This window comes from Pseudomonas sp. MPC6 (assembly GCF_006094435.1).
Classification (GTDB): domain Bacteria; phylum Pseudomonadota; class Gammaproteobacteria; order Pseudomonadales; family Pseudomonadaceae; genus Aquipseudomonas.
In genome coordinates this window covers 275,001-285,970 of record NZ_CP034783.1, presented here as the reverse complement: position 1 = coordinate 285,970, position 10,970 = coordinate 275,001, and the positions used below count along the sequence as shown (strand labels likewise).

The 10,970-nt window shown below is 57.3% G+C and carries 6 protein-coding genes and 3 rRNA genes; 5 read left to right on the top strand and 4 right to left on the bottom strand.

Annotation, left to right across the window (positions count from 1 at the left end; genetic code table 11):
* Positions 1–139 precede the first annotated feature (139 nt).
* The 5 genes from ELQ88_RS03295 to ELQ88_RS03275 all read left to right on the top strand — a co-directional run bounded on the left by ELQ88_RS03295 (position 140) and on the right by ELQ88_RS03275 (position 7,120).
* Entirely contained in the window at positions 140–850 is a 711-nt protein-coding gene (locus ELQ88_RS03295) for a GntR family transcriptional regulator (RefSeq protein ID WP_138963606.1), read from the top strand.
* Between the two features lie 640 nt (positions 851–1,490).
* A complete protein-coding gene (locus ELQ88_RS03290; RefSeq protein ID WP_138963604.1) occupies positions 1,491–2,267 on the top strand; it encodes a DUF3050 domain-containing protein in 777 nt (258 codons plus the stop codon).
* On the top strand, positions 2,264–3,193 hold the full coding sequence (locus ELQ88_RS03285; protein WP_128873929.1) for a diiron oxygenase: 930 nt from the start codon (positions 2,264–2,266) through the stop codon (positions 3,191–3,193). Before ELQ88_RS03290 ends, ELQ88_RS03285 begins: the two co-directional genes overlap by 4 nt.
* A gap of 13 nt (positions 3,194–3,206) precedes the next feature.
* The gene (locus ELQ88_RS03280) at positions 3,207–6,623 is read left to right on the top strand and encodes an amino acid adenylation domain-containing protein (RefSeq protein WP_138963602.1); all 3,417 of its coding nucleotides are present in this window, start codon (positions 3,207–3,209) and stop codon (positions 6,621–6,623) included.
* Positions 6,624–6,652: 29 nt separating this feature from the next.
* Positions 6,653–7,120, top strand: a complete 468-nt coding sequence (locus ELQ88_RS03275; protein WP_138963600.1) for an SRPBCC family protein — start codon at positions 6,653–6,655, stop codon at positions 7,118–7,120.
* 63 nt (positions 7,121–7,183) lie between these two features.
* On the opposite strand, the gene ELQ88_RS34495 is transcribed toward ELQ88_RS03275, so the two are convergent.
* The 4 genes from ELQ88_RS34495 to ELQ88_RS03255 form a co-directional block, all read right to left on the bottom strand.
* A complete protein-coding gene (locus tag ELQ88_RS34495) occupies positions 7,184–7,396 on the bottom strand; it encodes a transposase (RefSeq protein WP_267464305.1) in 213 nt (70 codons plus the stop codon).
* 141 nt (positions 7,397–7,537) lie between these two features.
* Positions 7,538–7,653: ribosomal RNA gene (gene rrf / locus ELQ88_RS03265) — 5S ribosomal RNA — on the bottom strand.
* Between the two features lie 107 nt (positions 7,654–7,760).
* A 5S ribosomal RNA gene (rrf, locus tag ELQ88_RS03260) occupies positions 7,761–7,876 on the bottom strand.
* 156 nt (positions 7,877–8,032) lie between these two features.
* Positions 8,033–10,924 (bottom strand): 23S ribosomal RNA (locus tag ELQ88_RS03255).
* Between the last annotated feature and the right edge of the window lie 46 nt (positions 10,925–10,970).

Here is a 10,970-nt window from a genome sequence, read left to right as displayed (position 1 = left end):
TCAAAGACAATGGCACGGTGAGGTCACTGGTGACGCGCTAAACTGTTGATACAGTCTTCTACAAAGTTTGACATCTTGTACAACACTAACTAGTGTCCATTGGATCCAATATTATCTCAGTCAATCAGGGTGCGTTGTAGTGACACAGAAGCCCAACCCTCTCAGCAGCATCAAGGTCAACGGGCCGATTCCTGCTCATCTGGCCCGCTCGGTGATCGAAGAAACCCTGCGTGCTGCCATACTCGACGGTCGCATCCCGTGCGGCGCCGCCCTTCGCCAGCAGGACCTGGCAGACCTGTTCGGCGTCAGCCGCATGCCGGTTCGCGAAGCCTTGCGCCAGCTCGAAGCCCAATCGCTGCTCAACGTGACCGCGCATAAAGGTGCGGTGGTCGCACCGCTGGTTCAGGGCGATTCCGTTGAAACCTACGCGCTGCGGATCCTGTTGGAATCCGAAGCCCTGCGCTTGTCGATCCCGTTGCTGACCCACGAGGATTTTCAACAGGCCGCCCGCTACATCGATGAGCTGGAAGCACAACACGACTACACCGAAATCGGCCGGCTCAACCGCCTGTTCCACATGACGCTGTACAGCAAGGCGCCGAACCGGCGGCTATTGAAGCTGGTGGAAGAAGGCCTGAACGAGGAAGAACGCTTCCTGCGCTTCAACCTGGAAGCCATGGGCCTGGGCAAACTGTCCCAGGAAGATCACCGGGCGATGTTACGGGCCGTGGAAGACCGCGACATCGAACGCTCGGTGAAGATGCTCGAACAACACCTTAATCGCGCGGTCGAGGTCATCACCCGTTACCTCGACAGTCCTGAAGCAAAGAACAGGAAAACCTTGAAGTAACGCCTGCGGCAGGCTTGAGCAGGCCAATCAAACTGCTTGTCTAGCTTGCCGCGATTATCCCTCCCTCCAAAGTCCCGTCTTCGCCCCCCTGCCCGATCGTTGCACCGTCTGCATTTACGCGTCGGTGATGGCGGCTGCCTTCAATTATGCTCACGCTTGGACTGCCGGCGAATAATGAGGCGCCGCACGAACGGAGCAGTCCTCGCACCAGGAACCAACGGAAGGAGACTTGTCACGGGAAAGGAAGAATCGGCGGCATTCCCGGCCCACTTCCACCCCCTCGGATCACGTCGACGCTATTCATTAAAAAGTTACTTCGAGTGAGGCATTCACTCTTTATTTAGATTCTGACTTATATAAGCCGGAAGGAGTAACCGCATCCAGATAAAACCTTTCCCGAAAGTTTTATTGAAACTTGTCACGCCCGAAAAAGTTGAACTTTAAAATAGTTTATAAACATCTTGCCCAGCACTTTATTTATGTATTAGTTTTTCTCTGCCGCCATTGAATACTGGCAGGCAGGCCACAACCAGACTCATGACAGACAACCACCGGACATCAATTAGTTTGAGGCGCTCGCTCGCCATTAAAAACTTCAGGCGTCCGTTACTTATTGATCACACTACTTAAAGGCTCGCCCATGACATCCACTAAAGACCGTCTTAATCTAAAGAAAGCCGAACTTGGCGCGCACCCGATATTTGCGCAAATACAGTCGCTCCCGGTGCTTCAACGCTTCATGGAATCCCATGTATTTGCGGTGTGGGATTTCATGTCGCTGACCAAGCGCCTGCAACAGGAGCTGACCTGCGTCCAACTGCCCTGGCTACCGCCACGAGATCCGCAGGCTGCGCGGTTGATCAACGAGATCGTGTTGGGCGAGGAGTCCGATGACCGTCCCGCACGGGGTCATTACAGCCACTTCGAGTTGTACCTGGATGCCATGCGCGAAGTCGGTGCAAGCACGGCCGCGGTGGAACGCTTCGTGGCGCTGCAACGCGAAGGTGTCAGCTATGACGTGGCGTTGCGCAGTGTCGAGGTCGATCCGGCGGCTGCGCAGTTTGTGCGTCACACTTTACACACCGCGCTGCACGCGCCGGGCCATTGTGTCGCGGCGGCCTTTCTGCACGGTCGCGAAAGCGTCATCCCGCAGATGTTCCAGCGCATTCTCGACGACTGGGGCATCGGCATCGAGCAAGCACCGACCTTTCGTTATTACCTGCAGCGGCACATCGAAGTCGACTCCGAGGACCATGGCCCGGCGGCAGAAAAACTGCTCGCGCGGTGGGTCAATGGCGATCCGCAGCGTGAACAAGATGTTTATGCCAGCGCCATCGCTGCCGTGGAAAGCCGCATCGCCTTGTGGGATGGCCTGCGCCTGAGCATGCGCGAAGCAGTGGCCGAGGTGAACCCATGAACGCCGCCGACTACCAATCCTTCGCCGACGCCTGGGAGAGCCGCGCCACCATCCGCACCCGCCCACGCCGCCTGCTGGAGAACGACGACAAGCTGATCTATCCCTTGAGCCGCCAGCCGCTGGTGCTGAGCGAAACCTTCCTGCGCGAGTGCCCCGGGCAGCGCGATTTTGCCTTGGTGCAGACGCTCTACAAGTTCATCAACGACGTGGTGATCTTCGAAACCGAGATCGTCGACAAGACCGCCCGCAGCATCGCGAAAAACCGTTTCCCGCTGGCCTTCCCGTTCGCCTGCCGCTACGACGCCATGACGGTGGTGGTGGACGAGGATTACCACGCGCTGGTAGCCATGGACTTCATGCAGCAGACCATCGCCATGACCGGTATCACGCCGATCGGGCTGCCGGATGAAATCGAATTGAGTCGGGCCATTCCAGCGGCCGTCGCACTCGCACCGCACCACCTGCGCAGCGCCGTGGAACTGATCTGTGTGGCCATCGCCGAGAACACCGTCACTGGAGATGTCGCGGCGTTCGCCAAGGACGACACGGTCAAGCAGTCGATCAAGGGCTTGATGGCCGACCACTTGCTCGACGAGGGCCGCCACTCCGGCTTCTGGACGCGGCTGGTGCGCATCTACTGGCACACCGCAAGCGAAGACGACCGTCGATGCATTGCGCACATCCTGCCGGTGTTCATCGGCCAGTACCTGACCAACGACATCCAGCAGTCCTTTGATGTGCGGCTGATCGAGTCGTTGCCGATCAGCGAAGGCGCACGCCGCGCACTCCAGGGCGAAGTCTCGGGGCTGGCCTTCCCGATCAATCGCCATCACCCGCTGGTCGCCAACATCGTGCGGTTTTTTCGCAGCAGTTCGCTGCTTGATTCGCCGTGCGTGCAAGACGCCCTGGGCGACTACCTGGCTTAACGAGGAGCACATCATGAGACGTCTCGACATTCTGCTCATTGGAGACAGCCAGGCCTTGATCGACCTGGCACTGGAACTCGAACAACAGGGGCATGCGCCGAGGCGGCTGACGTCCCTCGACGAGCAGCCCACGGAACCCGTCGATGTGGTGATCGACGACGCCAGCCTGCCCGTTGATTCCTTCGGCGAGGTACCGCGACTGACCCTGCAACTGGGCGTCGGTACGCCGGGAGCCTCAGGCCTGCCGCCGCTGGACCTGCTGTGCCTGTACGGCTCGACGCGGCTGGCTCGCGTGCCGATTGCCGATGAGCCTTCGGGTAACGGCCAGGCGTTGCGTGTGCGAGCAGTGGCAGAGTTGGTGGACCACGTGGCGCTGTTGATCAGCCGCTTCTCCCGGGATGCCGAGTATTTTCTGCTCGCACCGCCTGACACTTGTACCTCGTTCGAGCGGGTGGAAAATCTGCGGTTTCTGGAGAGCCTGGCCTTTGTCCATCGACTCAACGCCACAGCAGAACCCTGGCTGCTGCAACGGGCGCAGACGCCGATGATCGAGCGCCTCGAGCAGCGCTTCATCCAGTGCGCCGCACGTCCGGCGCTGAACGTCGCCGGCACGTCGCTGAGTTATCGCGAACTGCATGCCCTGAGCCGCGCCATTGCGCAGCGTTTGCAACCCTTGCTCGATCAGCACCCGGCACCCGTGGTGGTCGGGATCTGCCTGGCGAAATGCAGCGCACTGTATGCAGGGATTCTGGCGATTCTCGGCAGCGGCGCGGTGTATCTGCCACTGGAGCCCAGCCATCCGCTGCAACGCCAGCAGTACATCCTGTCGAATGCCGGGGCGGTGTTGCTGCTGCATGACGGGCAACAGCCTCTCGCGGCCGGGATGCCCGGTCTGGATATCAGCCGCATCGACATCGGCGATGCAGATGTCGATCAACCCTTGATGCGCCAGCGACCCGATCTCGACATGCCCTGCATGGCGCTCTACACCTCGGGCACCACCGGCCATCCCAAAGGTGTATTGCTCAGCCAGGCCAACCTCGCCCACTTCACCGCGTGGTACGCCGACTACGTGCAACTGACCGAACAGAGCCGGGTGTTGCAGTTTTCGTCGCTGAGTTTCGACTCGTCGCTGATCGATATTTTCCCGACCCTGCTGCAGGGTGCCGAGCTGATCGTGCCCAGCGACGATCAACGTCGCGACCCGTTGCAACTGGTGGAACTGATCCGCCACCAACGACTGAGCCACGCCTTTTTGCCGCCCGCGCTGTTGAGCATCCTGCCGCTGGAGCAATTGCAGTGCCTGGATCATGTCATGACCGGCGGCGATGTCTGCGAGCCCTGGGTCATCGAGCAACTGACTCGCCAGGGCCAGCTCTACAACCTCTATGGCCCGACAGAAGCCACGGTGCTGATCACCGCGCGACAACTGCGCAGCGGCGACAGCAATCGCACCCTCGGTGCGCCGATTGCCAACAGCCAGGTGCTGATTCTCGATGAGGCGTTGCAACCGGTGGCTGAACAGACCACAGGCGAGCTGTACATCGTCGGCCCGGGGGTGTGCATGGGTTATTTGAATAACCCGCAGCAGACCGCCGAACGCTATCTGAATCTGCGCCTGGCCAATGGTGAGCGCTTGCGCGCCTACCGCACCGGCGACATGGCCAAGTGGACCGACGCAGGTATCGAGCTGTGCGGGCGCCGGGACAACCAGGTGAAGATCCGCGGATTTCGGGTCGAGCCGGAAGAGATCGAACGCTGCCTGCGCGACAGTCGGCTGTACCGTCAGGTGGCAGTAGTCATCGACAGCCAGCGGCGCATCCTGGCCTTCCTCGCGCAGCCTCGGGAAGATCAGCCCGGCACCGCTCGTGATGCGCTCAAGGCACACGCCATCGAGTGCCTGCCCGATTACATGCAGCCCACGGCCTGGACCGAACTGGCGAGCATGCCGTTCGCCAGCAACGGCAAGGTCGACCGCAAGGCGCTGCTGGAACTGCCCGTCAACATAATTGAGAACCACCCGCGACGGTTGCCCGCCAGTGCCGATGAAGCCTTGTTATTGGCGATCTGGGCCGAGTTGCTGGAGCTGCCGGCCAGTGATATTTGCACCGACGAAAGCTTCTTCAACCTGGGCGGCCACTCGATCCTGTTGTCGCGCATGCTCCTGCGATTGCGTGAGGAATTCGGGCGCAGCATCTCGATCAACCGCTTCATCGAACAGCCGACCATCAGCAAACTGGCGACACTGGTTCGTGGCTGCGGCACGCAAGCAGTGTTGAGCGAACGGGCCATGGCCGACGCCCTCCGCGAGCTGGATGTGCAGCCCTTGCCGGTAAGTGCCATGGGCGATGTGCACAAGGTCATCGTCACCGGCGCCAACAGTTTTGTCGGTGTGCACATTGTCGAGGCACTGCTGGCCTGGGGCGCCAGCGAAGTCGCCTGTCTGGTGCGCGAGGGTGGCGGTCTGTCGGCGACCGAACGTTTCGCTCACGCATTGCGAGAGAACCGTCTGGAGCATCTGGACCTGAGCCGGGTGCGGGTGTATGCGGCGGACATTACCCGCCCCGAGCTGGGGCTCGCCAAGGCTGTCTACGAGCGACTGGACCGGGAGTTCGGTGCACTGGTGCATAACGCCGCCAACGTCAATCACGTCCTCGATTACGCGTCGTTGGCGCGGGACAACGTCGAGCCGATTTTCGAGTGCCTGCGATTGTGCGAAGGGCGCAGCAAAAAGATCTTCAACTTCGTCTCCACGCTTTCGGCTTCCAGCACCCTTTCCGCCGATGGCCGGGTGCTTGAGTTGCCCGCCGCACAGACCCCGCCGATCTACATCAGGAACGGCTACAACCTGTCGAAATGGGTCGCGGAACGCATCCTCGAACGCGCTCGCGAGCGTGGGGTCCGGGTCAATCTGTATCGCCCCGGCAACATCAGTTTCAACAGCCTCACCGGGGTCTGCCAACCGCACAAGAATCGTTTGATGCTGATGCTCAAGGGCTCGATCCAGCTCGGCCAGGTACCGGAATTCGCCTTGAATTTCGACCTGATGCCGGTGGATTTTCTCGCCCGCTTCATCGCCTTTCACGCCAGCCGTTATCAGATCGACTCAGCGGTGTTCAACCTGCACAACCCCGAGCCCTTGAGCTGGGACGCCTACGTCGCGTCATTTCGCGAGGCCGGCCAGGCGTTTTCGATGGTCAGCGTTGCCGACTGGCAGCGGCAACTGGGCCGGGTCGACAGCGACAACGCGCTGTTCGGCGTACTGGGTTTCTACCTCAACGGCTTCGAAGAAGACATCGGCGACATCTCGATGATTGGCCATGCCAACGCCCAGGCCGGCGTACGCCAGATGGGCGCGCACTACCCGGAAAAATCCCCGGCGCTGCTGCGTCGTGGCTGCGACTACCTCAAACAAATCAATTTCATCTGATTCATCCCAACCAAGTACGGAGCAACACCATGACCACTCTGCAACCCGATACCCTGATCAAATACCCTCAAGGCTGCCAAGTCCTGTCTTCGGTGGAAGTACCGGCCGATGCCGCGCAAGTCTGGGCCGTGGTCGGCAATTTTGCCGGCTTCGACCGCTTCATTCCGGCGCTGTCGCACATCGAGATGACCGGCGAAGGCGTGTCGTCCCTGCGCAAGAAATTCTTCAGGGACGGCAATCTGGTGGTCGAACAACTCAATTCCCGGGATGAGCAGGCGCTGAACATGACCTGGACCATGATCTACAACACGTTGGGCGTGGCCCACTTGTGGGCGGCGATGAGTGTTGAAACGCTGGGGGCAAACACGTCGCGGGCGACCTGGACCATCATTGCCGAACCGGCGCAGGGGGGTGCCGAAGCGTTGCCGGGGTTCAAGGATTTCGTGCAGGGGTTTGCCGATGATGCGATGAACAATGTGTTGAAGCTGTTTGTGTAACCGGAGCAAGCCCGATCCCACAATGGATCTGCGTCGTACGCAAATACTGTGTACACCGTAGATTCAATGAATCACCACCCCGCACGCCATGTACATCGCACGACGCGCAGCAAACCTGCCGTCGCTAATATGGCGTGATCCTTCATGCTTGCCGCTGTCATCGTTGTACGGGGCTATGCCTGCCAGTGCTGCAATTTCGTGCCGCCCAACCTCGCCCAGCTCAGGCAAATAAGCCATCAAGCTGGCTGCCGTCACGAGCCCTATACCCTTGACCAAGCACAAACGGGCAGCTTTATCACTGTCCAGGTCTTTGGGGCTTTGACGGATCAACCGTCACCCGGTCAGGTTGAAGCTTTTACAGATCCCGGAAAGACAAAACCCCTGTCTGCGTTAGCAGACAGGGGTTCTGGAATTCAATCTTGACGATGACCTACTCTCACATGGGGAAACCCCACACTACCATCGGCGATGCATCGTTTCACTGCTGAGTTCGGGATGGGATCAGGTGGTTCCAATGCTCTATGGTCGTCAAGAAATTCTGTGCCCAGCCCGTTACGCAGTAACGTGCCAGTAAAAAATGGTGACTTCTACTAAAACAAAACCCCTACCTGCATGCGCAGATAGGGGTTTCGGAATTTAATCTTGACGATGACCTACTCTCACATGGGGAAACCCCACACTACCATCGGCGATGCATCGTTTCACTGCTGAGTTCGGGATGGGATCAGGTGGTTCCAATGCTCTATGGTCGTCAAGAAATTCGGGTACTGAGTCGTAGCCAGTCGGCTTCGCTTCAGCAAATCGGGTATGTGATAGCTTTCGGTGTTTAGTGAGATTCGAACTTTCGGTTCATTTCGTCTTCACACACCGCAATCTGGCCTCTTTCGAGTTCACAAATTGCTTGGGTGTTATATGGTCAAGCCTCACGGGCAATTAGTATTGGTTAGCTCAACGCCTCACAGCGCTTACACACCCAACCTATCAACGTCGTAGTCTTCGACGGCCCTTCAGGGGACTCAAGGTCCCAGTGAGATCTCATCTTGAGGCTAGTTTCCCGCTTAGATGCTTTCAGCGGTTATCTATTCCGAACATAGCTACCCGGCAATGCCACTGGCGTGACAACCGGAACACCAGAGGTTCGTCCACTCCGGTCCTCTCGTACTAGGAGCAGCCCCTCTCAAATCTCAAACGTCCACGGCAGATAGGGACCGAACTGTCTCACGACGTTCTAAACCCAGCTCGCGTACCACTTTAAATGGCGAACAGCCATACCCTTGGGACCGGCTTCAGCCCCAGGATGTGATGAGCCGACATCGAGGTGCCAAACACCGCCGTCGATATGAACTCTTGGGCGGTATCAGCCTGTTATCCCCGGAGTACCTTTTATCCGTTGAGCGATGGCCCTTCCATACAGAACCACCGGATCACTAAGACCTACTTTCGTACCTGCTCGACGTGTCTGTCTCGCAGTCAAGCGCGCTTTTGCCTTTATACTCTACGACCGATTTCCGACCGGTCTGAGCGCACCTTCGTACTCCTCCGTTACTCTTTAGGAGGAGACCGCCCCAGTCAAACTACCCACCATACACTGTCCTCGATCCGGATAACGGACCTGAGTTAGAACCTCAAAGTTGCCAGGGTGGTATTTCAAGGTTGGCTCCACGCGAACTGGCGTCCACGCTTCAAAGCCTCCCACCTATCCTACACAAGCAAATTCAAAGTCCAGTGCAAAGCTATAGTAAAGGTTCACGGGGTCTTTCCGTCTAGCCGCGGATACACTGCATCTTCACAGCGATTTCAATTTCACTGAGTCTCGGGTGGAGACAGCGCCGCCATCGTTACGCCATTCGTGCAGGTCGGAACTTACCCGACAAGGAATTTCGCTACCTTAGGACCGTTATAGTTACGGCCGCCGTTTACCGGGGCTTCGATCAAGAGCTTCGCGTTAGCTAACCCCATCAATTAACCTTCCGGCACCGGGCAGGCGTCACACCCTATACGTCCACTTTCGTGTTTGCAGAGTGCTGTGTTTTTAATAAACAGTCGCAGCGGCCTGGTATCTTCGACCGGCATGGGCTTACGCAGTAAATGCTTCACCCTCACCGGCGCACCTTCTCCCGAAGTTACGGTGCCATTTTGCCTAGTTCCTTCACCCGAGTTCTCTCAAGCGCCTTGGTATTCTCTACCCAACCACCTGTGTCGGTTTGGGGTACGGTTCCTGGTTACCTGAAGCTTAGAAGCTTTTCTTGGAAGCATGGCATCAACCACTTCGTGTTCTAAAAGAACACTCGTCATCAGCTCTCGGCCTTAGAATCCCGGATTTACCTAAGATTCCAGCCTACCACCTTAAACTTGGACAACCAACGCCAAGCTGGCCTAGCCTTCTCCGTCCCTCCATCGCAATAACCAGAAGTACAGGAATATTAACCTGTTTTCCATCGACTACGCTTTTCAGCCTCGCCTTAGGGACCGACTAACCCTGCGTCGATTAACGTTGCGCAGGAAACCTTGGTCTTTCGGCGTGGGTGTTTTTCACACCCATTGTCGTTACTCATGTCAGCATTCGCACTTCTGATACCTCCAGCAAGCTTCTCAACTCACCTTCACAGGCTTACAGAACGCTCCTCTACCGCATCACCTAAGTGATACCCGTAGCTTCGGTGTATGGTTTGAGCCCCGTTACATCTTCCGCGCAGGCCGACTCGACTAGTGAGCTATTACGCTTTCTTTAAAGGGTGGCTGCTTCTAAGCCAACCTCCTAGCTGTCTAAGCCTTCCCACATCGTTTCCCACTTAACCATAACTTTGGGACCTTAGCTGACGGTCTGGGTTGTTTCCCTTTTCACGACGGACGTTAGCACCCGCCGTGTGTCTCCCATGCTCGGCACTTGTAGGTATTCGGAGTTTGCATCGGTTTGGTAAGTCGGGATGACCCCCTAGCCGAAACAGTGCTCTACCCCCTACAGTGATACATGAGGCGCTACCTAAATAGCTTTCGAGGAGAACCAGCTATCTCCGAGCTTGATTAGCCTTTCACTCCGATCCACAGGTCATCCGCTAACTTTTCAACGGTAGTCGGTTCGGTCCTCCAGTTAGTGTTACCCAACCTTCAACCTGCCCATGGATAGATCGCCCGGTTTCGGGTCTATTCCCAGCGACTAGACGCCCTATTAAGACTCGCTTTCGCTACGCCTCCCCTATTCGGTTAAGCTCGCCACTGAAAATAAGTCGCTGACCCATTATACAAAAGGTACGCAGTCACCCAACAAAGTGGGCTCCCACTGCTTGTACGCATACGGTTTCAGGATCTATTTCACTCCCCTCTCCGGGGTTCTTTTCGCCTTTCCCTCACGGTACTAGTTCACTATCGGTCAGTCAGTAGTATTTAGCCTTGGAGGATGGTCCCCCCATATTCAGACAAAGTTTCTCGTGCTCCGTCCTACTCGATTTCATGACTAAGAGATTTTCGCGTACAGGGCTATCACCCACTATGGCCGCACTTTCCAGAGCGTTCCGCTAATCTCAAAGCCACTTAAGGGCTAGTCCCCGTTCGCTCGCCACTACTAAGGGAATCTCGGTTGATTTCTTTTCCTCAGGGTACTTAGATGTTTCAGTTCCCCTGGTTCGCTTCTTAAGCCTATGTATTCAGCTTAAGATACCTAACTTATGTTAGGTGGGTTCCCCCATTCAGACATCTCCGGATCAAAGTCTGTTTGCCGACTCCCCGAAGCTTTTCGCAGGCTACCACGTCTTTCATCGCCTCTGACTGCCAAGGCATCCACCGTATGCGCTTCTTCACTTGACCATATAACCCCAAGCAATCTGGTTATACTGTGAAGACGACATTCGCC

Coding starts and splice junctions, on each gene's coding strand:
- ELQ88_RS03290 (WP_138963604.1), top strand. CDS start 1,491: ATGACATCCACTAAAGACCGTCTTAATCTAAAGAAAGCCGAACTTGGC.
- ELQ88_RS03285 (WP_128873929.1), top strand. CDS start 2,264: ATGAACGCCGCCGACTACCAATCCTTCGCCGACGCCTGGGAGAGCCGC.
- ELQ88_RS03280 (WP_138963602.1), top strand. CDS start 3,207: ATGAGACGTCTCGACATTCTGCTCATTGGAGACAGCCAGGCCTTGATC.
- ELQ88_RS03275 (WP_138963600.1), top strand. CDS start 6,653: ATGACCACTCTGCAACCCGATACCCTGATCAAATACCCTCAAGGCTGC.